We start from the raw sequence: 23,267 nt of genomic DNA, 5'->3' as shown, positions 1-23,267 counted from the left end.
CAGCGTGGCCGGAATGTAGACCTGGATGGCTCAATCCCCGATCAACGTGGCCGCAAAGTCGTCGACATACGTCGCCAGGTCGCGCGGCGGACGCTGGTAACTCACAGCCGGCAGCGGAAGCTTCGGCAGTTTGATCTTCGGCCGCTCCACGTCGTGGTAATCGATCGTGGACAACAAATGGGCCATCATGTTCAGCCGCGCGTGCTTCTTGATATCCGATTCCACTACATACCAAGGGCTGAACGAGGTATCGGTGTGCACCATCATCTCGTCCTTGGCGCGGGAATATTCTTCCCACCGGTAGACCGATTGCAGGTCCATGGTGGACAGTTTCCATTGCCGCACAGGGTCATTCAGCCGCGCCCTGAACCGGCGCAGCTGTTCGGCCTCGGAAACCGAGAACCAATATTTGCGGAGCAGGATCCCCTCATCGATCAGCAACTGCTCGAAGATGGGCGTCTGCCGCAAAAACAACACGTACTCCTGCGGCGTGCAGAATCCCATGACCTTCTCGACACCGGCGCGGTTGTACCACGACCGATCGAACAGCACGATCTCCCCTTTGGCGGGCAAATGGGCGATATAGCGCTGGTAGTACCACTGTCCGCGCTCCCGCTCCGTCGGCGCGGGCAGTGCCGCGATGCGGGCGGCCCGTGGGTTCAGGTATTCGGTGATCCGCTTGATGGTTCCGCCCTTGCCCGCTCCGTCGCGGCCTTCGAAGATGACAACGACGCGGGCGCCGGTGTGCCGCACCCACTCCTGCAGCGTGACGAATTCCGTTTGCAGCCGGAATAATTCAGCTCGATATACATCGTCGGGCACCTTCTGCACGGGCGGCGAAGCCGATTTCTTTGTGTGTGCCTTCGCAGACTCGCCGTCTTTGGTCGCGGTGCTCATATCAACGGATGATAGATCCAGGCAGCAAGGTTCACCTCCGACTACGAGCGAGAAGCTTCCAGCAATTCCTCGAGCGCTTGGTTCAACAGGCCCGGCAGCAGCTCGACGTCGCTCATCGCTTCGCGGTCGGCATTGATGCCGAAGTACAGCATCCCGTTATACGACGTCACGCTGATGGCCAGCGCCTGGTTGTGCAACAGCGGCGGGACGGCGTAGGTCTCCAGCAACTTGGTGCCGGCGATGTACATCTGCGACTGGGCCCCGGGCGCGTTGGTGATCAGCAGGTTGAACGTCCGCCTGGAAAAGCTGGGGAAGCTGGTGGCGACCCGGATACCCATGGCGTGCAGCGTGGGTGGCGCAAATCCCGACAGCGTGACGATGGTCCTGGCGTCCACCAGGCGGGCGGCCGTCGGGTTCGATTCGGTGGCGTGCGCGATCTGCGACAGCCGCACCACCGCGTTCGGCTCCCCCACCGGCAGGTCGACCAAAAACGGCATCACCTGGCTGATGGCCTGACCCGGGCCGGTCGCATCGAGCTGACCGTCGGCGTAGATGGACAGCGGCGCCATGGCCCGCACCGTCGCGGTCGCCGACACCGCCACCCCGCGTGACATCAGCCAGCTGCCCAGGGCGCCGGCGATCACCGCGAGCACCACGTCGTTGACGTCGCAGTCGTACCGGGCGCGCACGGTGCGGTAGTCGTCGAGGTTGCCGCACGCGACCGTGAACCGCCGGTGGCGCGACACGGTGGCATTGAGCGGGCTGCTGGGTGCGGTGCCGCGCGCCACGGTGCGCGCGAAATCGAGCACCCGGCGGCCGGCGGCGAGCAGTTCGCCATGGTTGGTCACCAGGCCGCCGATGGCCGAACCGACGGCCTGCAGCTGGGTGCCCGGCCCCACGAACCAGTCGCCGATCGCCCCGAAGATCAGCCGCGCGTCGCCCGGGTCGCGTTCCGGCACCCAAATGTCTTCGGGGAAGGGCGGCGGGCGTTTGGTGCGATCGGCGATGACGTGGTTGATCTCGAGCGCCGTCATGCCGTTGATGAGGGCTTGGTGCGACTTGGTGTAGAGGGCGACGCGGTTCTTGGACAGGCCCTCGACCAGATACATCTCCCACAGCGGCCGGGACTTGTCCAGCGGCCGGGCGGCCAGCCGGGCGATCAGCTCGTGCAGTTGTTCGTCGCTGCCCGGGGAGGGCAGGGCGGAGCGCCGGACGTGATAGGCGATGTCGAAGTCGCCGTCGTCAACCCAGACGGGCCGGGCCGATCCGACCCGCACCTCCCGGACCTTTTGCCGATAGCGCGGAATCTGCGGCAGCCGCTGCTCGATGGTGGCCAGCAGCGTCTCGTAGCTCAATCCGGCGCGCGGCCGGCGCAGGATCGACAGTGATCCGACGTACATCGGGGTGGCCGTGTTTTCCAGCCGAAAAAACGACGCGTCCGATGGGGACAGCCGGGTCACCATAGGGCGCTGTCCTCCTCACCGAATCATCGCCCTGTTGCTGAAGGAGATGTCCCGCCCACGGTAATCGTCCGGCCGGGCAGCGTCCGAGCGCGGGTACGCGCCGGCCCGAGTTGTGCCATGATGACCACTGCCTGCCACTCTCCAGCGGGCTTGAGGGAGTTCGACCCAAGAGTTGGAGAGTGCGCGTTGAACATCAGTCCTGTCGCGGGTCCGCCCGGCGCCTTCGCCGTCCTACCCGTCGTCGACTACGAGCCCCCGGCACAAGACGTACCACGGAGCGTCCCTTCCTGCCTGCCGTCGTCGCGCGCACCATTGCGCAGGCGCAGCGCCCACGCGCCGCACCGGCCCTGCCCGCCCGGCAGGCAGCCTGCCGACGAGCCGCGGACCGCGATGTCGGGGCCGATGCGGCAGGCCGCGATATTCGCCGACGCGGCGCTGCGCCGGGTGCTGGAGGTCATCGACCGCCGCCGCCCCGCCGCCCAGCTGCGCCCGTTGCTGACGCCAAGCCTGGTGGACTCCGTCGTCTCGGTGGGCCATGCGGCCGCCGGTCAGCAGGGCGCGGCGGTGCTTCGGCGGCTGCGTCTGCAGCCGGCCGGTCGGGACCCCGAGGCCGCGGCCGAGGTTTCCGGCTCGTACAGCCGCGGCAACCGGATCCACGCCATCGCCTGCCGCGTCGAGCGGGTGTCCGCCGGCGCCGGCGCCCGCTGGCTGGTGGTGGCCCTGCACATCGGTTGATCGGGGCTAGTGTGGCGGCCCGGCGGTCGGCGCCAGCGGGCCGCCCGTGTAGCGGGTCAGCACCGGCCCGACGATCGCCATGATGAACACGTACGCCGTCGCCAGCGCGGCGACCGCGGGGATCGACGTGCCGGCCAATCCGATGATGATCAGCGAGAACTCGCCCCTGGCGACCAGCGCGGTGCCCGCGCGCAGTTGCCCGCGCCGCGCGACTCCGTCGCGCCGGGCGGCGAAGATCCCGGTGGCCACCTTGGTCGCCGCGGTCACCGCGGCCAGTATCAGCGCTGCGGGAAGCATCGGGATCAGCGCGTGCGGATCGACCGAGAAGCCGATAGCCAGGAAGAAGATGGCGGCGAACAGATCCCGCAACGGGCCCAGCACCCTGCGCGCGCGGTCCGCCGTTTCCCCGGTCAGCGTCAGCCCCACCAGGAACGCGCCGACGGCGGCCGACGCGTGCAGGGATTCGGCCATCGCCGCCACGATCAAGGTGATGCCCAGCACCCGCAGCAGCAGCTGTTCGGAGTCGGCGTGCTCGACCAGTCGGCCGACATGGTGGCCCCAGCGGTAGGACGCGGCGAACGCCGCCAACAGCGCGGCCACCGCCACCACCATGCCGACGACGGCGTGCAGCCAACCGCCGCCGGATGCCAGGACGGCGAACAGCGGCAGGTAGGCCGCCATCGCGAAGTCCTCGAGGACCAGCACGGAGAGCACCGCCGGCGTCTCCCGGTTGCCGAGCCGGTGCAAGTCCTCCAGCAGCCGCGCGATGACACCCGAGGAGGAGATGTAGGTGACGCCGGCCAGGCACAGGATCGCCACACCGTCCAATCCCAGCAGCCAGCCGGCGACCGCACCGGGCGCCGCGTTGAGGACGATGTCGACCCCCGCCGACGGCAGGTGGTGGCGCAGGCTGGCGGCGAACTCGGCCGCGGAGAATTCCAGGCCCAGGGTGAGCAGCAGCAGCACGACGCCGATGGGCGCGCTCGTCGTGATGAACTGGCCACCGGCGTCCAGCGGCAGGATCCCGCCCTTGCCCAGCGACAGGCCCGCCAGCAGATACACCGGGATCGGAGACAAGGCGAATCGGCGCGCGATGCCGCCCACTACGGCCAGCGTGGCTAGGAGGGCGCCGAGTTGTAACAGCAGCGCCCACGAAACTTGCACCGGCTCAGCCCTTGTCGATGATCTGTTCGACGCCGGCGATGCCGTCCTGGGTGCCGATGACAATCAAAACGTCTCGGGCATAGAGCATTTCGGCCGGACCCGGCGAGGCGAGCACTTCCTCGTTACGCACGATCGCGACGATGGAGGCACCGGTGCGGGTGCGGGCCTGGGTGTCGCCCAAGGGACGGCCCACGAAGGGGCTATCGGCCAGGATGTGGACCTGCCCCGTCTCGAGTCCGGGGATTTCGCGGGCCAGCTCGGTGAACCGCTCGGCGATGCGCGGTGCCCCCAGGATCTGGGCCACCGCCTCGGCCTCTTCGTCGCTGAGGTGCAGGAGCGGCCGGGCCTCGTCCGGATCCTCCCGGGCATAGACGACGACCTCGAAGTCGCCGCTCCGCCGCGCGATGATGCCGATGCGGTCGCCCTTGTGATCAGTGAATTCGTAGCGAAGGCCGACGCCCGGTAGCAGCACCTCCTTGACATCCATACCGTCAATCCTGACAGGTTGGCCGGAGGCGCAGTCACCCGATCGCCGAGCTGCTAATGAATTACAAAGATTCAGCCCTGCCGGGCGATGCCCGTGGCCTGGCGGCGCGGAATCGGCAGCAGCATCGACACCTCGCGGCGGTACTCGCGGTACGGGTGGCCGAGAGACGCGACCAGGTCACGCTCTTCGAGCTGCGTGGCGATCAGGATGTAGGCCGTCATGCCAATGGAGAACAGCAGGTGTCCCGCCGTCATGGTCGGCGCCGCCCAGAACGCGATGAGCATCCCGAGCATCAGGGGGTGACGCACCACGCGGTAGAGCAGCCGTACGCGGAATTCCACGCTGGTGTAAGGCTTTTGGCGCGACGCCAGATACACCTGCCGGAGTCCGAACAAATCGAAATGGTTGATCAGGAACGTCGCCAGCAGCGCTATCGCCCAGCCGAGCCAGAACAGCGCCCACAGCACCGCGCGGGCCGCCGGCATCCGCACATCCCAGATGACCGTTGGCATCGTTCGCCACTGCCAGTACAGCAGGGCCAGCACCACACTCGACAGCAGCACGTATGTGCTGCGCTCGATCGACGACGGCACCAACCGCACCCACCATCGCTTGAACGCGGGCCGGGCCATCACGCTGTGCTGGACGCCGAACAAGGCGACCAGCGCCGCGTTGATCGGTATCGCCGCGGCGACGGACGCGGCTAGCCCACGGTCGACGCTTCGCGGCACCGCGAGGTTGCCCACGAAACCAATGAGATACAGAAAGGCCGCGAGGAAGAGCAGGTATGCCGCGGCGCCATAACCAAGCGTCAAGTATCGCTTCATGGGGCTAAGTGTCCGCCGGCCAGGCACGTTCGGATATAGGTCGTTTGCCTCATCTTCGGCGAGCGGAGCCCTAGGTATTCTTGACTAGTCCGTGGCGCAGCGCGTACATGCTGGCGCCGATCCGGTTCGATACGCCGATCTTGGCGTACGTCCGTTCGACGTGGTTCCGCGCCGTTTTCTCGCTGATCACCAGAGACGCCGCGATCTCCTTGTTCGAGGCGCCGCGCGCGACCAGGCACAGCACCTCGACCTCCCTGGGGGTCAACCCGTCCGGCCGCACGTGGGGCCGTTGCGCCGGCTGACCCGCTGCGTGCAGCACCGCTTCGACGGCGACCGATTCGAGTTCACCGGCCTGCGCCCGCCCGCGCAGCCGCCGGGCCGCCGCATCCGGGGACATCTGTTCGCGATATGGCCTCGGCTCGCAGGCGGACTGGTAGCAGACCGCGGCGGCCAGGATGCGGTCCGGCGGGCCGAGCGCCGGCCCGCCGAGCCCGCGGGGATATCCCGACCCGTCAAGGCATTCATGGTGATTGCCCGCGACGTCGGCAAGCTGCCGCAGGCCGGGTACCTGGTTGAGGATGCGCACGGTCAGATACGGGTGCAGCCGAACGCGTTCGAACTCCGAGGAGGTCAACGATCCTTGCCTGGACCAGATCTGATTCGACACACCGATGCGGCCCAGGTCGTGTACATGCCCCGCCCGCCGCGTCAAGGCCACCGCGTGGGCGTCGAGACCCGCGGCCCGCGCGGCGTCCCCGGCGAGCCGGGCCACCGCGCGCGAATGTCCAAGGGTGAACGGACATTTCAGATCGACGAAGTCGCCGAGGGCGACGAGCAGGGCGTCCAGCGATTGGTCGTCAAGCCGCCGATGCCGATCGGGCGCCGCGGCCAGAGCCGCCGCCCACGCGTCGCCGGCCGGCGGCCCGGCCAGAATCTCCTCGGCATGGCGAAGGAAGGCGTCGGCGACCTGGGGATCGAATTGTCCGCCGCGCCGGTCGCGCACCATGGCCACGGCCCCCGCAACGCCGTAGGTGCGGTGGTGCACCTCGACCATGTCGGCCAGCTGGGCGATCCGCATCTGAATCGGGATCTTGTCGCCCTGGGCGCCGGCGGGCAGCCCGCCGCCGTCGTAGCGCTCGAACGCAAACGACACTGCCGCCTGCACGTTGGGGCCCAGGCCGATTCGGTCGGCCAGCACGGCCGCCGAGGTGCAATGCGAGTGGATCAACTGGGAGATGTGGCCGCGCGCGTTGGTGAAAAGGGTTGCCATTACGCTCAACCGGTGCGCCAGCGGGTGGCCGCGCCCCACGTTCCCGGCCAGGAACCGCAAGTACGGTAAGCCCGACCAGTCAACGAGATACGAGTCGTGGCGCACGGCGATGTCGTCGCCGAACCACCGCGCGTATTCATGGGAGTCGGCGTGACAGCCGATCCACATGACCAAGGTCGTGTAGTAGGTGCAGTCCCGCTGTTCCGCATCGAGCCCGAGCCGGTCGGCAAGTCTGGTCGCGATCAGCGCCGCGCGCAGCATGTGCTCGGCGGGCTGGCCCAGGCCGAGGTCGATCGCCACCGACAGGGCCGCCAGCAGCTCCGCACGGGTCGGCAATTCGGGCTCCGACATGGCCTCATTGTGCCCAGCTCATCGGCCCGCGGTCAGCCGATTGGCACAGTGCGCCCGACGGCATGATGGCGGCCGGCGTCGAACGTTTCGAAATGCCCCGAGCCCACCACGAACAGGCCTCGTTGCGGCGGCCGGAAGCCGGCCAGGCGCGGTTGACGCGGCAGCGGCCCGACGGGCCCGAGGTCCGCATCGCGCCATATCGCGCGCGACTGCGCCACCGCCCATACCCGCGCGGGGGCGATCATGAAGCGCTGCCCGTTGGGCGCCGTTCCCGCGAGCCGGACCCGGCCGGCGCGCAGGGTCGGGCCGGCGGCTCGGCCCATCGCGGCCAGCACCGCCCGGTTCGTCCAGGCGCGCGCCGGCAACCGCGCGCCGACCACGCTCATCAGTCGCGTCGACGGGGTGGAACCGATATCGATCTGCCACGCAAGCAATCCCGGGATCTCCACGAACAGCGACCACGGGGTGACCCAGGCGACGTCGATGTCGCACTGCACCGCGTCGTTGGGCGTCGCCGCGCTGAAGAAGCGTGCGCAGCTCTGCGGACCCGGCGTCGTCGCGTAGAAGGTCCACACACCGTCGGGGGCGCGATGCCACACCGACCGGTAGCCGGGCGAGAACGATGTGGCCGGGAAGTGCCGCAGCGCCAGATAGTGGCCGCTGGCGAACGGAAGGCCCATGACACCGAAGCCGACGAATCGTTCGTCGTCTCCCGCGGGCAGGTCGGGCTTTTGCAGGACGGCCGTGGCGGCGTCCAGTGGGGTGCGTGCTTTGGTCATTTGTGAATCGTGCGCGCCCGCACGGCCATACCGAATGGGGCGGCTGCCTCAAATCCGGGGCCGAGTGTGAAGCTAGCCGCACACTCGCGAAGAAGGTGGGGGTTTAGCGGCGTTTCACCGATTTGGGCGGCTTGGCGCCGCGGCCCTGCCGGCGTGCGGCTTCCCGACGCTCGCGCCGGCTCGCCCCGCCGGGAACCCCGGCCGGGGTCTTCCCGTCGCCGCCGTTGCGCTGCACCTGCGCCGAGCCGTCCTCCGACGGGCCGGAGTAGGTCATAGCGGGCGCCTCGTTGTCAATGCCCTTGGCGCGCAACTGAGTTGGGGGCTCTTCGCGCACGGGCGCTGCGGTATCGCCCTGGTCTGCGGCGGTTCCCAGATCCTTGAGCCCCTCGGGTGTTTCCACCGGCGCGACCTGCGGGGACGGCACCGCCTCGACGGTGACGTTGAACAGGAAGCCGACCGACTCCTCTTTCATGCCGTCGAGCATGGCCATGAACATGTCGTAGCCCTCGCGCTGGTACTCCACCAGCGGATCGCGCTGCGCCATTGCGCGCAACCCGATGCCCTCCTTGAGGTAGTCCATCTCGTAGAGGTGCTCGCGCCATTTGCGGTCGATGACGTTGAGCAGCACGTTGCGTTCCAGCTGGCGCATCGCGCCCTCGCCCGCGAGCTCCTCGAGCTCGGCTTCCCTTACGGCATAAGCACGTTCGGCGTCTTTGAGCAGCTCGTCGAGCAACTCCTCGCGGGTGAGGTCGTCGCGCTCGGAGTCACCGTCCAGGCGCATCAACGGCTCGTGCTCGATGCCGACCGGGTACAGCGTCTTGAGCGCCGTCCACAACGCCTCCAGGTCCCAATCCTCGGCGTAGCCCTCGGCCGTCGCGCCGTTGACGTACGCGGTGACCACGTCGCGGACCATGCCCAGCGCCTGATCCTTGACGTTCTCGCCTTCCAGGATGCGGCGACGCTCGGCGTAGATCACCTTGCGCTGCTGGTTCATCACCTCGTCGTACTTGAGGACGTTCTTTCTGACCTCGAAGTTCTGCTGCTCGACCTGGGTCTGCGCGCTCTTGATCGCCCGGGTGACCATCTTGGCTTCGATCGGCACGTCGTCGGGCAGGTTCAGCCGGTTCAGCATCGCCTCCAGCGCGGCGCCGTTGAACCGGCGCATGAGCTCGTCGCCCAGCGACAGGTAGAAGCGCGACTCGCCCGGGTCGCCCTGCCGGCCGGAGCGGCCGCGCAGCTGGTTGTCGATACGTCGCGACTCGTGACGCTCGGTGCCCAGCACGTACAGACCGCCGGCCTCGACCACCTCGGCGGCCTCCTTGCCGGCCTCCTCCTTGACTACGGGCAGCTCCTCGTGCCAGGCCGCCTCGTACTCGTCGGGCGTCTCGACCGGATCGAGGCCGCGTTCGCGCAGCCGCTGGTCGGTGAGGAAGTCGACGTTGCCGCCCAGCACGATGTCGGTACCGCGACCGGCCATGTTGGTGGCCACCGTGACCCCGCCGCGGCGGCCCGCCACGGCGACGATGCCGGCCTCCTGCTCGTGGTACTTGGCGTTGAGCACGTTGTGCGGGACGCGTCGCTTCTGGAACTGCCGCGACAGGTACTCCGAGCGCTCCACGCTGGTGGTACCGATCAGAACGGGCTGGCCCTTCTCGTAACGCTCGACGACGTCGTCCACCACCGCGATGTACTTGGCCTCCTCCGTCTTGTAGATGAGGTCGGACTGGTCGGTGCGGACCATCGGCTTGTTGGTCGGGATGGGTACCACGCCCAGCTTGTAGATCTCGTGCAGCTCGGCCGCCTCGGTCTGGGCGGTACCGGTCATGCCGGCGAGCTTCTCGTAGAGCCGGAAGTAGTTCTGCAGCGTGATGGTGGCCAGCGTCTGGTTCTCGGCCTTGATCTCGACGTGCTCCTTGGCCTCGATCGCCTGGTGCATGCCCTCGTTGTAGCGGCGGCCGTAAAGCACGCGGCCGGTGAACTCGTCGACGATGAGGACCTCGCCGTCGCGGACGATGTAGTCCTTGTCGCGGTTGAACAGCTCCTTGGCCTTCAGCGCGTTATTGAGGTAGCTGACCAGCGGCGAGTTGGCGGCCTCGTACAGGTTGTCGATGCCGAGCTGGTCCTCGACGAACTCGACGCCCAGCTCGTGCACGCCGACGGTGCGTTTGCGCAGGTCGACCTCGTAGTGGACGTCCTTTTCCATCAGCGGCGCCAGCCGGGCGAACTCGAGGTACCAATTGGAGGCCCCGTCGGCGGGCCCGGAGATGATCAGTGGGGTGCGGGCCTCGTCGATCAGGATGGAGTCGACCTCGTCGACGATGGCGAAGTTGTGCCCGCGCTGCACCAGGTCGTCGAGCGAGTGGGCCATGTTGTCGCGCAGGTAGTCGAAGCCGAACTCGTTGTTGGTGCCGTAGGTGATGTCGGCGGCATACGCCACGCGGCGCTCGTCCGGTGTCATCTGGGCGAGGATCACGCCGACGTCCAGGCCGAGGAAGCGGTGCACGCGGCCCATCCACTCGCTGTCGCGTTTGGCCAGGTAGTCGTTGACCGTGACGACGTGCACGCCCTTACCGCCGATGCCGTTGAGGTAGGCCGGCAACACCGAGGTCAGGGTCTTGCCCTCACCGGTCTTCATCTCGGCGACGTTGCCGAAGTGCAGCGCCGCAGCGCCCATCACCTGCACGTCGAACGGGCGCTGGTCGAGCACCCGCCAGGCCGCCTCGCGGGCCACCGCGAACGCCTCGGGCAGCAGGTCGTCGAGGCTTTCACCGTCGGCGTGCCGCTTCTTGAACTCGTCGGTCTTGGCCCGCAGCTCCGCGTCGGTCAGCTTTTCGACCTCGTCGGACAAGGTGTTGACGTAGTCAGACACCCGCTTGAGACGCTTGAGCATGCGGCCTTCGCCGACGCGCAGCAACTTCGACAGCACAGCTATGTCCCCTGTTGGTAGGAGTCTCTTCTCTTAAGCGACTCCCATGGTAGGTGACAACCCCCCAAAGGCCGTCGTGGCGGCGATCGCAAGCGCGGCACCGCCGGGCGCTGCGGGTTGTCGCCTACAGACCCAGCGGCGATCGCAAGCGCGGCACCGCCGGGCGCTGCGGGTCGCCGCCCGAAGACCTCGTCAGGAGAGCCTGATCAGCCCGTAGTCGTAGGCGTGCCGGCGGTAGACCACGCACGGCCGTTCGGTCTGCTTGTCGTGGAACAAGAAGAAGTCGTGCCCGACGAGCTCCATCTCGTAGAGCGCGTCGTCGACCGTCATCGGCGTGGCCGGGTGTTCCTTGGTCCGCACGATCCGCCCGGGCTCGTGGCCGGCGTCGGCGCCGTCATGGTCGGCCGGCGGCTCCAGTATGCGTTCCTGCCGCTGCGGCGGAACGACCGCGGTGGCGGCGGCCAGCGACACCGGCGTCTTGTCGCCGTAGTGGACCTTGCGGCGGTCCTTGACACGGCGCAGCCGGTTCTCCAGTTTGTCCACCGCGGACTCGAACGCCGCATAGAAGCTGTCGGCGCAGGCCTCCGCCCGGCTGACCGGCCCGCGGCCGCGGGCGGTGATCTCCACGCGTTGACACGATTTGCGCTGGCGCCGGTTCGGCGCGTGTTTGAGCTCGACATCGAAGAGATAGATGGAGCGATCGAACCGCTCGAGGCGGGCAAGTTTCTGGGAGACGTACAGACGGTAGTGGTCGGGAATTTCTACATTGCGGCCCTTGAAAACGACTTCGGCGGTGGTCGTCGGTTGGGGTTGGCCGTCGGTTTGCGTCGGCGGTTGGTCGAGAATCTGACCGGAATCCACGGATAGCCTTGACATACGTGACAACTCGTTTCTCTTTCACGTCGCACGCGCCCTGCGTGCCCGGCTTGCTAACGACGCGCCGACGAGGTGGGGAGAGCGGTCCTTTGGGGAAGTCACCGCCGCAGAGTGCTCGCCGATGCAAGGTGTCGAATACTCACCCCTTCCCGCGAGTGGGGTCTCAACTTGGGAATGTCGCGACCAGTGAGGCAGACCAGTGAGTTGATTAACGTTGTTCTCGACGTTAGCTCTTGTTCGCCTCGCCATGCCACTGATTTCGCGGAGCTGTTGCGAGTTCTTCACATACTCTTGGCGACCGCACAGCCTCACGCGACCGCGAGCGCCAGCACGGCGGTCACCCGGACGCCGGCGGCGTCCAGCACTCGCACCGACTCGCGTGCCGTCGCCCCGGTGGTGACGATGTCGTCGACGATCAAGACCTCGGTGCGCGGCCGTGTTCCGTGCAGCAGCACCCGGCCCGCGACGTTGCGCTCGCGGGCGGCCGTGCCCAGGCCGACGGAGTCGCGAACCAGGGCCCGCATCCGCAGCGCAGTGGCGACGGCGATGGCCGGGTGGCCGGCCACCGCGGCGCGCGCCAGCCGGGTGACCGGGTCGCCGCCGCGCCTGCGCGCCGCCGAACGACGCGTCGGCGCCGGCACGACGGTCAGCGGGGTCTGCACGATTCCCCACGACAGCAGCCGGTGCACGCCGGTGGCCAGCGCAACCGCCAACGGCCCGACGAGATCGGCGCGGCCCTGCTCCTTGAGCGCCAGGATCGCTTGCCGGCGCGCGCCGGCGTAGCGGCCGAGCGCGAACACCGGCACCTGCGGGTCAATCCGGGGGTTCACGACGTGCGGTTGGTCCGCGGCCACCGCCAGCTCGTGCGTGCACGCGTCACACCAGCGGGTCGACGGCGCCCCGCAGCCGCCGCACTGCAGCGGCAGGATGAGGTCGAGCATGGGGCCAGTGTCGCGGGCTGGACCGACAACCCGGGCGGCTGCGGTGTTCTGGCGTCGGGCCGCAACTAGCCCGGCAGCACCGGCGCCGCGCCGAACACCGTCAACCCCGGCACCTCCGACCAGCCCTGCTGGCTTTCGGCCGCCGACGCCGAATACTGCAGCACCCCTTGGGGAGCGCCCACGTAGACCGTGGACGGGTTGGCCGCGACCGTGATCACCGGCATCTGCAGGCCCCGGGCGGGCGCGTCGGAGTTCACCCCGTCGAGGTTGACGTACGACACCGGATGGCTGGCGTCAGTCCGGGTCACCACGATGTCGTCGCCGGTTCGCCAGGACAGCGACACCACCGAGTTGCCCAACCCGAAGCCGAGCCGCCGCGGGTAGGTCAGCGCGTACTGGCCGGCCTGGGTCTGCTCGACGCTGGCCAGGATCACCTGGCCGCCGATCACCATCGCGGCGCGCGCGCTGTCGCGGGACAGCTGCAGGTCGGTGATCGGCCCCGGGAACCGGGTGGACACCGCGACGGAATCGACTGGGATGCGGGCGGGTTGCCCCGACGCCGGCTCCTGGATCGCGCGCAGCACGTTGTTGCCGTCCACCACCACCCACACCGCGTCGTCCAATGACCAACTCGGCCGCGACAGGCTGTGCCCGTCGGCGGACTGGACCGCTTCGCCGCCGAGGTCACCGATCCACAGCGACGCCGCCTCGTCCGGGGCGCCGCGGTGCAGCGTGACGACGGACGCCACCTGCCGCCCGCTGCGCGACAGCGCGGCGCCGGTCTGATCCCCCATTCGCCCGAAGGCCCCCGGCACGTTGCTGATGCGCTGCCCGTCCAGGCCGACCAGCGAGCCGTTCACCAGGGCATGCAATCCGGCGCCCGCGCCGTCCGCAACGCCCGGGTCGGTGGCGGCGACATCGGAGGTCGTCCACCCCTCGGCGAACCGGTCGTCCAGCGGCGCGCCGTCGGCGTTGATGACGTAGGGCCCCCGGATATCGGCCCTGGCCAGTGTCCAAATGATCTGCGCGGCAAGCAATTGCCGGCTGTGCGGATCGGTGGTGGACAGCTTCTCCAGATCGATGCGCGCACCGCCGTAACCGCGCCCGATCCCGTTCTTGCCGCCGTCGGCCCGGGTCACCGGTCCGCGCAGCCGCAGCGGCGGGGCGAGCAGGTTGCGGACCGTGTGGGCCATCTCCGGCCGCGGCCCGGCGATCATCTTGGACACCAACTCGGTGGCCAACTGATCGTGGTCGGCGACCGCGACGTAGCGCGGATCGGGGACCACGGTCTTGCCGGTCGGGTCGGCGAAGTACAGGGTGTTGCGCTTGTAGGTGGACTGAAACTGCTGCCAGTCCAGGAAGACTCCGTTGGGCAGGCGGTCGATCCGCCACCCGCCCGAGGTCTTCACCAACTCGATCGGGCCCGGGTCGGGCAGCACCCCCTCGGCGGTTTCGAACACTCCCATGTCCGACAGCGATCCCAGGATGTCGGCCCGCATGGTCGCCGAAACCCGTTCGGCGGCACGGGTTTCCACAAACACCACGTGGTCGATCAGCAGCGCGCTACCGGCGTCGTCCCACGCGTTGGATGCCGACTGGGTGAGGAACTGCCGGGCCGCCAGATGCCGGTTCGCGGGATCTGCTGTGGCCTTGAGGAATTCGCGCAGCAACACGTCGGGGTCCATGCCCGGCGTCGGCTTGGGCAGGTTCGACGGGGCCGGCCGTTCGACGGTGCCGATGGCTTGGGGGGCCGACGAGCTGGGCACCCCCGCGCAGCCGCCCAGCAGCACCGCCACCAGCAACAACCCGAGCAGGCGCCGCATCACCCGCTCCTCTCGGCGTGTTCACGTTGGCGCGAACGGTCTTTCGCGGTTGGCGGCCCCGGCGGATTCGTGCCGGCGGTCGGCGGAACGGGCTTCATGGGCAGCGGGCTGGTGGTGACCTTGTGCCCGCGAACCAGCGGAAGCGTCAGCCGGAAGCACGAACCCTCGCCCGGCTCGCCCCACGCCTCCAGCCGGCCCTGGTGCAGGCGCGCATCCTCCACGCTGATCGCCAGGCCGAGCCCGGTGCCGCCGGACCGGCGCACCCGCGACGGGTCGGCGCGCCAGAATCGGCTGAACACCAGCTTCTCCTCGCCGGGCCGCAGCCCCACCCCGTAGTCGCGGACGGTGACGGCGACGGTGTCCTCGTCGGCGCCCATCCGGATCTGCACGGGCTTGTGTTCCGCGTGGTCGATGGCGTTGGCGATCAGGTTGCGCAGGATCCGCTCCACCCGCCTGGTGTCGACCTCGGCGATCACCTCCTCGTCGGGCAGGTCGACGAGCAGCTCGATGCCGGCCTCTTCGGCCAGGTGGCCCACGTTGCTGAGCGCGCTCTGCACGGTGGTGCGCATATCCACCGCCTCGACGGACAACTCGGCCACACCGGCGTCGTGCCGGGAGATTTCCAAGAGGTCGTTGAGCAGCGACTCGAACCGGTCCAGCTCGTTCACCATCAGCTCGGTGGACCGCGCCAGCGTGGGGTCGAGGTCGGCGCTGTGGTCATAGATGAGGTCGGCGGCCATCCGCACGGTGGTCAGCGGGGTGCGCAGTTCGTGGCTGACGTCGGAGGTGAACCGGCGCTGCAGGTTGCCGAATTCCTCGAGCTGGGTGATCTGGCGGGACAAGCTCTCGGCCATGTCGTTGAACGAAACCGCCAGCCGGGCCATGTCGTCTTCGCCGCGCACCGGCATCCGTTCGGACAGGTGCCCCTCGGCGAAGCTTTCGGCGATCCGCGACGCAGATCGCACCGGCACCACCACCTGGCGCGAGACCAGCAGCGCGATCCCGGCGAGCAGCACCAGCAGGACGGCGCCGCCGGTGATCATGGTGCCGCGCACCAGCGTGATGGTGGCCTGCTCGTTTTTCAACGGGAAGATCAGGTACAGCTCCAGGTTGGCCACCTGGGACGACGCCGGCGTGCCCATGATCAGCGCCGGACCGGAGAAGCCGTCGGTGTGCACGGTGGCGTACTGGTACGACGCCTGCCCGGCCTTGACGAAGCCGCGCAGGGAATTCGGCACCTGGTCGACGGGCCCGGCCGTGGTCGCCGCGCGCGGCCCGTCGCCCGGCACGATCAGCACCGCGTCGAACGCGCCGGCCAGGCCGGCGCCCGACGCGGGGTCGGTCTTGGACGTCAACGTGTTGCGGGCCAGCTGCAGGCTGCTGTCCAGCGAGCGCGTCTCCTCGCCGCTAACGATCCCGCCGACGGTGGTGCGCGCGCGCTCGATCTGTTCGATGCCGGCCTTGACCTTGACGTCGAGAACCCGATTGGTGACCTGGCTGGTCAAGACGAAGCCGAGCGCCAAGATCACCGCCAGGGACAACCCGAGCGTCAGCGCCACGACACGCAGCTGCAATGACCGGCGCCACGCAACAGCAACGGCTCGACTCACCGCACCCATGCCGCGGGTCATGGGGCCGGAGCGCCCCCAACGGCTCCGAGTGCGTCGCCGGGAGCCCCAGATCACCGCAGGCGTCCTCCCCCGCGACGCTGTTCATGGTCGCCGGCGCGGATCACGGAGGTCCGGCCTTGTAACCCACTCCTCGAACGGTCAACACCACGGTCGGGTTCTCAGGGTCTTTCTCAACCTTGGCCCGCAGACGCTGGACGTGCACGTTCACCAAGCGGGTGTCCGCTGGGTGACGGTAGCCCCACACCTGTTCGAGCAGCACATCACGAGTAAACACCTGCCGCGGTTTGCGCGCCAACGCGACCAGCAGGTCGAATTCCAGCGGCGTCAGGGAGATCTGCTCGCCGTTGCGGGTCACCTTGTGCGCCGGCACGTCGATCTCGACGTCGGCGATGGACAGCATCTCGGCCGGCTCGTCGTCATTGCGCCGCAGCCGCGCCCGCACCCGGGCCACCAGCTCCTTGGGCTTGAACGGCTTCATGATGTAGTCGTCGGCGCCCGACTCGAGGCCGAGGACCACGTCGACGGTGTCGGTCTTGGCGGTGAGCATCACGATCGGCACGCCCGAATCGGAGCGCAGCACGCGACAGACGTCGATGCCGTTCATGCCCGGCAGCATCAGGTCCAACAACACTAGATCGGGGCGCAGTTCGCGCACCGCAGTCAGGGCCTGGGTGCCGTCACCGATGACCGCGGTGTCGAAACCCTCCCCACGCAACACGATGGTGAGCATCTCGGCTAGCGAAGCGTCGTCGTCGACGACCAAAATCCTTTGCCTCATGAAGTCCATGGTGTCACCAGATCGGGACAAACCCGGCGCGCCACACGGGCGTTTCTTGCGCCGAGCCGCAAATATGGAGGCAAATTCGGTCAAATTCGCGTGCTCGACGCCCCCGGCGTGCCCTCCCGGGCGGTTGCGGGGACCTCTTTGGCGCCGATGAGGGTGGCGGCCAGCCGGTCCGGATCGACCTCCGCGTCGGCGACCAGCCAGGGTCCGCCCCAGCCCGCGGCGGCCAGCTCGGCGTAGACCGCGCCCGTGCGCAGCTGCAGTTCGTGGTCGCGTTCGTAGCTGTCGCGCGCCCGGCCCGGGTCGGACTGCGCCCGGCTGCGGGCGCGCTGCCCGGCGAGCTCGGCCGGCACCGCTAGCAGCACCTGCCAGTCGGGGGCGGGCAGCCCGAGCCGCCGGTACTCCAGCTCGAGCACCCAGGCGGCCGCCGCCCCGCCCGCGTCCTCGTGCAGGCGCGCGGCGCTGTAGGCCGCGTTGGATGCGACGTAGCGATCCATGATGACCACGTCGTGGTCGCGGCGCAGGGCCTCTATGTCCTCGACGGCGCCCGCCCGGTCGAGCGCGAACAGCAACGCCATCGCATACACCGACGACGCGAGATCGCCGTGCTGTCCGTGCAGGGCCTCGGCCGCGACGTCGGCGGTCACCGATTTCCCGTAGCGCGGGAACGCCACGATCGCCACCGACTTCCCGGCCGTCTCGAAGGCCCTGCGCAAGCCGTCGGACAGCGTCCGCTTGCCCGCGCCGTCAACCCCTTCGATCGCGATCAGCACGGCGCCAGCCTATCGGCGCGTCGAGGGCCCGGCGGGCCGGGCACTCGGTGCCGAACCCCCGGTTGGCCGGGCATTCGGCGAGAGCGCCAATCTCAGTAGCGGTAGTGGTCGGCCTTGTAGGGGCCGTCGACATCGACGCCGATGTACTCGGCCTGCTCCTTGGTGAGCTTGGTCAGCTTGCCGCCGAGCGCCTCGACGTGGATGCGGGCCACCTTCTCGTCGAGGTGCTTGGGCAGCCGGTAGACCTCGTTGTCGTACTCGTCGTTCTTGGTCCACAGCTCGATCTGGGCGATCACCTGGTTGGAGAAGCTGTTGCTCATGACGAACGACGGGTGGCCGGTGGCGTTACCCAGGTTCAGCAGCCGCCCCTCGGAGAGCAGAATGATCGACTTGCCGCTGTCTTTGAACGTCCACACGTCGACCTGCGGCCGGATGTTCGTCTTGGTCGCGCCCGAGCGCTCCAGTTGGGCGACCTGGATCTCGTTGTCGAAGTGCCCGATGTTGCCCAGCACCGCATAGTCTTTCATCGCCTTCATGTGGTCGAGGGTGATGATGTCCTTGTTACCGGTGGCGGTGATAACGATGTCCGCCTCGCCGATCGCGTCCTCGACCGTCTCGACGTCGTAGCCCTCCATCAGGGCCTGCAGGGCGTTGATCGGGTCGATCTCGGTGACGACGACGCGCGCCCCCTGGCCCTTGACCGACTCGGCGCAGCCCTTGCCCACGTCGCCGTAGCCGCAGACCAGCACCTTCTTGCCGCCGATGAGAACGTCGGTGCCGCGGTTGATCCCGTCGATCAGGGAGTGCCGGCAGCCGTACTTGTTGTCGAACTTGGACTTGGTCACCGAGTCATTGACGTTGATCGCCGGGAAGGCCAAATCACCGGCCGCGGCGAACTGGTACAGGCGCAGCACGCCGGTGGTGGTCTCCTCGGTGACGCCCTTGACCGACTCGGAGATCTTGGTCCACTTGTCCTTGTCGGTCTCGAAGCGCTTGCGCAGCAGCTCCAGGAAGACCTTCCACTCGCTGGGGTCGTCGTCCTCCGCCGGGGGCACCACGCCGGCCTTCTCGTACTGCGCGCCGCGCAGCACCAGCATGGTGGCGTCGCCGCCGTCGTCGAGGATCATGTTGGCCGGCTCGTCCGGCCAGGTGAGCATCTGCTCGGCCGCCCACCAGTACTCCTCCAGCGTCTCGCCTTTCCAGGCGAACACCGGGACGCCCTTGGGCTCCTCGGGCGTGCCGTGCGGGCCGACGACCACCGCGGCGGCGGCGTGGTCCTGGGTGGAGAAGATGTTGCACGACGCCCACCGCACCTGCGCGCCCAGGGAGACGAGGGTCTCGATGAGGACCGCGGTCTGCACCGTCATGTGCAGCGAGCCCGAGATCCGCGCCCCCTTGAGTGGTTGCACTTCGGCGTACTCGCGGCGCAGCGACATCAGACCCGGCATCTCCTGCTCGGAGAGCTCGATGTCCCGGCGACCATAGTCCGCCAACGACAGGTCGGCGACCTTGAAATCGATGCCGTTGCGGACGTCGGCGGTCAGCGAACTTTCGGTCGTCGTCATAAATCTCATTCCTTCTGCGGATTAGGGTCCAAGAGGATTACTTAGCTTAGGTATGCGCTCTTGCGCCACTGTAGTCGGCGGCCGCGGGGGCAGCAGGCGTCAGGGCACGTTGACGACGCCGTGACGTTCCGCGAACGGCGTCATCAGCCGCGCCAGGTCCGCCGCGACGTCGTGGTCGGCCTCCGGCGGCATCGACACGTAGCTCATCGCCAGCCGCACGATGGCGCGCGCGAGCACGCCGGCGTCCTCGTCACTGGTGGCCACCCAGCTTTGGGTGAATGCCGTACTCAGCCGTTCCGACGCGCGCGTGATGATGGGTCCGCTGTCGGTGGTGATGATTTGCAGCAGGTCCGGCTTGGCGACACCGGTCAGCAGCGAGATCACCAGCGGGTCGGCCGCCGACTCCGCGAAGAAGGCGCGAAAGCCCTGCAGGAACGCTTCGTAGATGTTGCCGACGTGGGCGTCGATCGCGCCTCCGACTGCGTCGACCAGGCGATCGGCCAGGCGCAGGGCGTAACCCTGCGCCAGGCCCTGCCGCGAGCCGAACTCGTTGTAGATGGTCTGCCGGCTGATGCCCGCGGCGCGGGCCACGTCCGAGAGCGTGATGGCGGACCAGTCCCGGGTGCCCAGCAGCTCGCGCATGGCGTCCAGCACCGAGTCGCGCAGGAGGGCGCGCGACGCCTCGGGGTACGGCATCCGCTTCACAGGCGCGACAATAGCTGCTTTCGCGACCGTTTCCGCTTCTTCAACCGTGTTCGTGACGATCACGAACGGGCGATCTCCACCATCTCGAAGTCGGATTTCGCGGCGCCGCAATCCGGGCAGCTCCAGTCCTCCGGGATGTCGTCCCAGCGGGTCCCGGGCGCGATGCCGTCTTCCGGCCAGCCCTTGGCCTCGTCGTACTCGAACCCGCACTGCACGCAGATGAAGAGCTTGTAGTCGGTCACTGTTTCACTCCTATCTCCTGGAAGTCGGCCTTCTCGCGCACCGCGCAATCGGGGCAGCACCAGTCGTCGGGGATGTCACTGAAGGACGTGCCCGCGGGAAAGCCTTCCCGCGGGGCGCCTTTCGCTTCGTCGTAGATGTAGTCGCAACCCGGGCAGCGGTAGGCGATCATGCGGGCGCCCCGTAGCGCGCCAGCACCTTGCCGCGCATCCGCGGGTGGATGTTGACCTTGGTGATGTCGCCGTCGTAGTGCTCCAGCACCCGGTGGTCCATCACCTTGCGCCACAGCGGCGGGATGTAGGTCAGCGAGATCATCGACGCATACCCGCTCGGCAGGTTGGGCGCACCCTCCATGCTGCGCAGCGTCTGGTAGCGGCGCGTGGGGTTGGCGTGGTGATCGCTGTGCCGTTGCAGGTGGTACAGGAACAGGTTGGTGACGATGTGGTCGGAGTTCCAGCTGTGCACCGGCGCGCAGCGCTCGTATCGGCCGTTGGCGTTCTTCTGTCGCAGCAGGCCGTAGTGCTCCAGGTAGTTGACGGCCTCGAGCAGGCTGAAGCCGAAGACGGCCTGGATGATCACGAATCCGATGAGCGCCGGGCCGAAGAACCCGATCAGCACACCCCACAACACGATCGACAGCAGCCAGGCGTTGAGCACGTCGTTGGACAGGTACGTCGCCGGGTTCCACGGGTTCTTGTCCTGCCGTCGCAGCCGCTGGGCCTCCAGCCGTAGCGAGGAGCTCAGGCTGCCGAAGACGCTGCGCGGCAAGAACTCCCAGAAGGTCTCACCGAAGCGGGCCGACGCCGGGTCCTCCGGGGTCGAGACGCGCACGTGGTGGCCGCGGTTGTGCTCGATGTAGAAGTGGCCGTAGCAGGTCTGCGCCAGGGTGATCTTGGACAGCCACCGTTCCAGCGCGTCCTTCTTGTGGCCCATCTCGTGGGCGGTGTTGATGCCGACGCCGCCGAGCACGCCGACCGACAGCGCCACGCCCAGCTTGCCTACCCAGCCCAGCCCGCCGTCAAAGCCGAGCCAGTGCAGGTCCGAAGCGGTGAACAGATAGGCACCCATGACCACGCTGAGGTACTGGAACGGAACGTAGATATAGGTGCAGTAGCGGTAGTACTTGTCATTCTCCAGCTGCTCCATCACCTCATCGGGCGGATTCTGCCCGTCGGGCCCGAACCGCAGGTCGAGGATCGGCAGCAGGACGTACAGCAGGATCGGCCCGATCCACAGCGGCACCTGCGCGGCGGCGTGCCAGCCGAGCTTGTTGAGCCCCCAGACGATCGGCAGCATCACGAACAATGCCGTCGGCGCGATCAGCCCCATCAGCCAGAAGTGCCGCTTCTTGTCGCGCCAGACTGGCGCCTCTGCCGCTTCCGGTGTCACCTGCGGTTCCAATGTGGTCATATGCCAAACCTCCTTGTGAGTCACACCACGTTGGAGATTGACAATATCGCCATATGCGTCTCGTGTCTAGACACCAGACACCATTTTGTAAAGCGGATGGTCTAGGGCACGGCGTCGGGTTCGGCACCCACGGGCGCTTCGACCCCCTCCGACTCCCGGCTGCCCTGCACCGAGTGCCGGTATCCGTAGCCGGCGTAGATCGCGGTTCCCACCACCAGCCAGACGCCGAACCGCACCCAGGTCAGCGCGGTGAGGTTGACCATCAGCCACACGCACGCGCAGATCGAGGCGATCGGCAGGACCGGAACCCAGGGGGCGCGGAAGCCGCGCTCCAGGTCGGGTCGGGTGCGGCGCAGCACCATGACGCCGGCCGAGACCAGGATGAACGCGAACAGCGTTCCGACGTTGACCATCTCCTCGAGCTTGGCGATCGGGAACACCGACGCCGTGGCGGCCACCACCACCGCGACGAGCACGGTGATCCGGACCGGGGTGCCGCGCGAGCCGGTCTTCGCCAGCTGCCGCGGCAGCAAACCGTCGCGCGCCATCGCGAACAGGACGCGGCACTGGCCGAGCATTAGAACCATCACCACGGTGGTCAGTCCGGCCAGCGCTCCGATCGCGATGATCTTGCTGGCCCAATGGATGCCGTTCGCCGTGAACGCCGTCGCGAGGTTGGCCGGCTTGTGGCCGGGGACGGTCTTGAGCTGGGTGTAGGAGACCATCCCGGACAGCACCACCGAGACCGCCACGTAGAGCACGGTGACGATCGCCAGCGACGCCAGGATTCCCCGGGGCACGTCGCGCTGGGGACGCTTGGTCTCCTCGGCCATGGTCGCGACGATGTCGAACCCGATGAACGCGAAGAACACGATCGACGCGCCCGCCAGCACGCCGTACCAGCCGTAGTGGCTGCTGTGCGCCCCGGTCAGCAGCGACAACACCGACTGGTTGACGCCCGACGCCTCGCGCCCCGCCTCGGGCTTGGGGATGAACGGCGAATAGTTGGAGCGCTTGATATAGAAGGCGCCGACCACGACCACCAGCAGCACCACCGACACCTTGATGCCGGTGATGATGGCGGAGAACCTCGACGACAGCTTGGTCCCCAGGGCGATCAGGGTGGACACCCCCGCGACGATCAGCAGCGCGCCCCAGTCCACATCGAAAGACCCGAGGCTGGTGGTGCCGCCGGCGAATCCGAACACGTTACCCAGGTAGCTCGACCAACCCTTGGCCACGACCGCCGCGCCGATCGCCAGCTCCAGCAGCAGGTTCCAGCCGATGATCCAGGCCAGGAACTCCCCAAAGGTGGCATACGAGAAGGTGTAGGCGCTGCCCGCGACGGGCAGCGTCGAGGCGAACTCGGCGTAGCACAATGCCGCCAGCGCGCAGGTGACCGCCGCGATGACGAACGAAATCCAGATCGCCGGGCCGGTGATGTCGCCGGTCGTCGACGCGGTCACCGTGAAGATCCCGGCGCCGATCACCACAGCGACCCCGAAAACGACCAGGTCGAACCAGGTGAGCTCCTTGCGTAGCCGGGTGTCTGGCTCGTCGGTGTCGGCGATCGATTGTTCGACCGACTTCGTGCGCCATCGGTTGGCCATCCGCCGCCCT

The 23,267-nt window shown here is 68.1% G+C and carries 21 protein-coding genes; 1 reads left to right on the top strand and 20 read right to left on the bottom strand.

Features of this window, described 5'->3' with window-relative positions; translation table 11 throughout:
* Positions 1 to 30 precede the first annotated feature (30 nt).
* Both ppk2 and A5781_RS11770 read right to left on the bottom strand, forming a co-directional pair.
* Complete coding sequence (gene ppk2 / locus A5781_RS11775) at positions 31 to 897, bottom strand: polyphosphate kinase 2 (protein ID WP_067205407.1); 867 nt, start codon at positions 895 to 897, stop codon at positions 31 to 33.
* A gap of 41 nt (positions 898 to 938) precedes the next feature.
* Positions 939 to 2,360, bottom strand: coding sequence for a wax ester/triacylglycerol synthase family O-acyltransferase (locus A5781_RS11770; RefSeq protein ID WP_067205404.1), 1,422 nt, complete (start codon positions 2,358 to 2,360; stop codon positions 939 to 941).
* A gap of 186 nt (positions 2,361 to 2,546) precedes the next feature.
* Here A5781_RS11770 and A5781_RS11765 point away from each other — a divergent pair, with 186 nt between their 5' ends.
* Entirely contained in the window at positions 2,547 to 3,095 is a 549-nt protein-coding gene (locus A5781_RS11765; RefSeq protein WP_067205401.1) for an Rv3235 family protein, read from the top strand.
* 6 nt (positions 3,096 to 3,101) lie between these two features.
* Here the strand turns inward: A5781_RS11765 and A5781_RS11760 are convergent, their stop codons facing one another.
* The 18 genes from A5781_RS11760 to A5781_RS11675 form a co-directional block, all read right to left on the bottom strand.
* Positions 3,102 to 4,259: a cation:proton antiporter gene (locus A5781_RS11760; RefSeq protein WP_067205397.1), complete on the bottom strand. Its 1,158-nt coding sequence runs from the start codon at positions 4,257 to 4,259 to the stop codon at positions 3,102 to 3,104.
* Between the two features lie 4 nt (positions 4,260 to 4,263).
* Entirely contained in the window at positions 4,264 to 4,746 is a 483-nt protein-coding gene (locus A5781_RS11755; RefSeq protein ID WP_067205395.1) for a cation:proton antiporter regulatory subunit, read from the bottom strand.
* Positions 4,747 to 4,817: 71 nt separating this feature from the next.
* Positions 4,818 to 5,573: a methanethiol S-methyltransferase gene (gene mddA / locus A5781_RS11750; RefSeq protein ID WP_067205391.1), complete on the bottom strand. Its 756-nt coding sequence runs from the start codon at positions 5,571 to 5,573 to the stop codon at positions 4,818 to 4,820.
* Between the two features lie 70 nt (positions 5,574 to 5,643).
* On the bottom strand, positions 5,644 to 7,194 hold the full coding sequence (locus A5781_RS11745) for an HD domain-containing phosphohydrolase (RefSeq protein ID WP_067205388.1): 1,551 nt from the start codon (positions 7,192 to 7,194) through the stop codon (positions 5,644 to 5,646).
* Positions 7,195 to 7,226: 32 nt separating this feature from the next.
* Positions 7,227 to 7,973, bottom strand: a complete 747-nt coding sequence (locus A5781_RS11740; RefSeq protein WP_067205386.1) for a hypothetical protein — start codon at positions 7,971 to 7,973, stop codon at positions 7,227 to 7,229.
* 103 nt (positions 7,974 to 8,076) lie between these two features.
* Positions 8,077 to 10,899, bottom strand: coding sequence for a preprotein translocase subunit SecA (secA, locus tag A5781_RS11735; RefSeq protein ID WP_067205383.1), 2,823 nt, complete (start codon positions 10,897 to 10,899; stop codon positions 8,077 to 8,079).
* A gap of 192 nt (positions 10,900 to 11,091) precedes the next feature.
* Positions 11,092 to 11,760, bottom strand: a complete 669-nt coding sequence (gene hpf / locus A5781_RS11730; RefSeq protein WP_067205379.1) for a ribosome hibernation-promoting factor, HPF/YfiA family — start codon at positions 11,758 to 11,760, stop codon at positions 11,092 to 11,094.
* 323 nt (positions 11,761 to 12,083) lie between these two features.
* The gene (locus tag A5781_RS11725; protein ID WP_067205376.1) at positions 12,084 to 12,716 is read right to left on the bottom strand and encodes a ComF family protein; all 633 of its coding nucleotides are present in this window, start codon (positions 12,714 to 12,716) and stop codon (positions 12,084 to 12,086) included.
* 65 nt (positions 12,717 to 12,781) lie between these two features.
* A complete protein-coding gene (lpqB, locus tag A5781_RS11720; protein ID WP_197503797.1) occupies positions 12,782 to 14,539 on the bottom strand; it encodes an MtrAB system accessory lipoprotein LpqB in 1,758 nt (585 codons plus the stop codon).
* Positions 14,539 to 16,224 (bottom strand): MtrAB system histidine kinase MtrB, encoded by a 1,686-nt coding sequence (gene mtrB, locus A5781_RS11715; protein ID WP_082939307.1) that lies wholly within the window; start codon positions 16,222 to 16,224, stop codon positions 14,539 to 14,541. Before mtrB ends, lpqB begins: the two co-directional genes overlap by 1 nt.
* Before the next feature lie 46 nt (positions 16,225 to 16,270).
* The gene (gene mtrA / locus A5781_RS11710) at positions 16,271 to 16,957 is read right to left on the bottom strand and encodes a two-component system response regulator MtrA (protein ID WP_067205366.1); all 687 of its coding nucleotides are present in this window, start codon (positions 16,955 to 16,957) and stop codon (positions 16,271 to 16,273) included.
* Positions 16,958 to 17,037: 80 nt separating this feature from the next.
* Positions 17,038 to 17,727 carry a dTMP kinase gene (locus tag A5781_RS11705; protein WP_067205363.1) on the bottom strand — a complete coding sequence of 230 codons (690 nt, stop codon included), beginning with the start codon at positions 17,725 to 17,727 and terminating at the stop codon, positions 17,038 to 17,040.
* A gap of 92 nt (positions 17,728 to 17,819) precedes the next feature.
* The gene (gene ahcY, locus A5781_RS11700; protein WP_067205360.1) at positions 17,820 to 19,292 is read right to left on the bottom strand and encodes an adenosylhomocysteinase; all 1,473 of its coding nucleotides are present in this window, start codon (positions 19,290 to 19,292) and stop codon (positions 17,820 to 17,822) included.
* A 99-nt stretch (positions 19,293 to 19,391) separates the two neighbouring features.
* Positions 19,392 to 19,988: a TetR family transcriptional regulator gene (locus A5781_RS11695; RefSeq protein ID WP_156622693.1), complete on the bottom strand. Its 597-nt coding sequence runs from the start codon at positions 19,986 to 19,988 to the stop codon at positions 19,392 to 19,394.
* 68 nt (positions 19,989 to 20,056) lie between these two features.
* Positions 20,057 to 20,239, bottom strand: a complete 183-nt coding sequence (locus tag A5781_RS11690; protein WP_066956259.1) for a rubredoxin — start codon at positions 20,237 to 20,239, stop codon at positions 20,057 to 20,059.
* Positions 20,236 to 20,409: a rubredoxin gene (locus A5781_RS11685; RefSeq protein ID WP_067205356.1), complete on the bottom strand. Its 174-nt coding sequence runs from the start codon at positions 20,407 to 20,409 to the stop codon at positions 20,236 to 20,238. Before A5781_RS11685 ends, A5781_RS11690 begins: the two co-directional genes overlap by 4 nt.
* Complete coding sequence (locus tag A5781_RS11680; RefSeq protein WP_067205352.1) at positions 20,406 to 21,647, bottom strand: alkane 1-monooxygenase; 1,242 nt, start codon at positions 21,645 to 21,647, stop codon at positions 20,406 to 20,408. Before A5781_RS11680 ends, A5781_RS11685 begins: the two co-directional genes overlap by 4 nt.
* Positions 21,648 to 21,748: 101 nt before the next feature.
* Entirely contained in the window at positions 21,749 to 23,257 is a 1,509-nt protein-coding gene (locus tag A5781_RS11675) for an APC family permease (protein WP_067205349.1), read from the bottom strand.
* Between the last annotated feature and the right edge of the window lie 10 nt (positions 23,258 to 23,267).

The organism is Mycobacterium sp. 852002-30065_SCH5024008, from assembly GCF_001665645.1.
GTDB lineage: Bacteria > Actinomycetota > Actinomycetes > Mycobacteriales > Mycobacteriaceae > Mycobacterium > Mycobacterium paraffinicum.
The sequence above is the reverse complement of the archived record's forward strand: the minus strand, read 5'-3'. Positions and strand labels throughout refer to the sequence as shown.